Below are 1,198 nucleotides of genomic sequence, written 5' to 3'. Positions count from 1 at the left end.
CCGCCGACACACGGAGCTTCAATCCGTTGCTCTACCAACTGAGCTACCGAGCCATAAAAACGGTCCATACGCGACTCGAACGCGTGATCTCATCCGTGACAGGGATGCGTCCTAAACCAACTAGACCAATGGACCATAATTGCGGGGGCTGGATTTGAACCAACAACCTCCGGGTTATGAGCCCGACGAGCTACCAGACTGCTCTACCCCGCGATAATATAAAGGAGGATAAGAGATTCGAACTCTTGCGTCGGTTGCCCGGCCTAGCGGTTTTCAAGACCGCCCCCTTCAGCCACTTGGGTAATCCTCCATTTTAAAATCAATCCACCAAGACCGATGGACCTTGTAGGACTCGAACCTACGACCGGGCGGTTATGAGCCGCTTGCTCTAACCAACTGAGCTAAAGGTCCAAAGTAACCACCCAAATCGCGGCAGGGGGAATCGAACCCTCGACCTCCCGGGTATGAACCGGACGCTCTAGCCAGCTGAGCTACACCGCGAATTAAGAAATATAGTATAAAACTATAATCGGGAAAACAGGATTCGAACCTGCGACCCCCTGGTCCCAAACCAGGTGCTCTACCAAGCTGAGCTATTTCCCGAAAAATGCACCCAGTAGGAGTCGAACCTACAACCTTCTGATTCGTAGTCAGACACTCTATCCAATTGCGCTATGGGTGCAAATGATGCCGAGGACGGGGGTCGAACCCGTACGGTCATCACTGACCGCAGGATTTTAAGTCCTGTGCGTCTGCCAATTCCGCCACCCCGGCATTATATGGAATTGACGAAGCGGAAGACGGGATTCGAACCCGCGACCCCCACCATGGCAAGGTGATGTTCTACCACTGAACTACTTCCGCATATTTAAGTGCCGACTAGAGGGCTCGAACCTCCGACCCCCTGTTTACAAGACAGGTGCTCTGCCAACTGAGCTAAGTCGGCATTATGTAAGCCCTTGTCGGTCAATGAGCCGTGAGGGGATCGAACCCTCGACCCTCTGATTAAAAGTCAGATGCTCTACCGACTGAGCTAACGGCTCATGAGTCTAGTGAGACTCAATAGAGGATACAGGGCTCGAACCTGTGACCCTCTGCTTGTAAGGCAGACGCTCTCCCAACTGAGCTAATCCTCCATAAAAAGCGCGGCAACGTCCTATCCTCGCAGGGAGCGATCCCCCAACTACTTTCGGCGCGT

The 1,198-nt window shown here is 53.1% G+C and carries 12 tRNA genes; all 12 read right to left on the bottom strand.

What is annotated here, in order from left to right:
* Window positions 1-60: 60 nt before the first annotated feature.
* The 12 genes from IV45_RS03570 to IV45_RS03515 all read right to left on the bottom strand — a co-directional run bounded on the left by IV45_RS03570 (window position 61) and on the right by IV45_RS03515 (window position 1,136).
* Window positions 61-135: transfer RNA gene (locus IV45_RS03570), tRNA-Asp, on the bottom strand.
* A gap of 4 nt (window positions 136-139) precedes the next feature.
* Window positions 140-213 (bottom strand) — tRNA-Met (locus tag IV45_RS03565).
* A gap of 9 nt (window positions 214-222) precedes the next feature.
* A tRNA-Ser gene (locus tag IV45_RS03560) sits at window positions 223-310 on the bottom strand.
* A 27-nt stretch (window positions 311-337) separates the two neighbouring features.
* Window positions 338-411 (bottom strand) — tRNA-Ile (locus IV45_RS03555).
* Window positions 412-427: 16 nt separating this feature from the next.
* A tRNA-Met gene (locus IV45_RS03550) sits at window positions 428-501 on the bottom strand.
* Between the two features lie 28 nt (window positions 502-529).
* Window positions 530-603, bottom strand: a tRNA-Pro gene (locus IV45_RS03545).
* A 5-nt stretch (window positions 604-608) separates the two neighbouring features.
* A tRNA-Arg gene (locus IV45_RS03540) sits at window positions 609-682 on the bottom strand.
* A 6-nt stretch (window positions 683-688) separates the two neighbouring features.
* A tRNA-Leu gene (locus IV45_RS03535) sits at window positions 689-774 on the bottom strand.
* Between the two features lie 18 nt (window positions 775-792).
* Window positions 793-864 (bottom strand) — tRNA-Gly (locus IV45_RS03530).
* 9 nt (window positions 865-873) lie between these two features.
* A tRNA-Thr gene (locus tag IV45_RS03525) sits at window positions 874-946 on the bottom strand.
* A 24-nt stretch (window positions 947-970) separates the two neighbouring features.
* Window positions 971-1,043 (bottom strand) — tRNA-Lys (locus IV45_RS03520).
* 20 nt (window positions 1,044-1,063) lie between these two features.
* Window positions 1,064-1,136, bottom strand: a tRNA-Val gene (locus tag IV45_RS03515).
* Window positions 1,137-1,198 lie beyond the last annotated feature (62 nt).

The organism is Limosilactobacillus secaliphilus, assembly GCF_001437055.1.
GTDB classification, from domain to species: Bacteria; Bacillota; Bacilli; order Lactobacillales; family Lactobacillaceae; genus Limosilactobacillus; species Limosilactobacillus secaliphilus.
The sequence above is the reverse complement of the archived record's forward strand: the minus strand, read 5'-3'. Positions and strand labels throughout refer to the sequence as shown.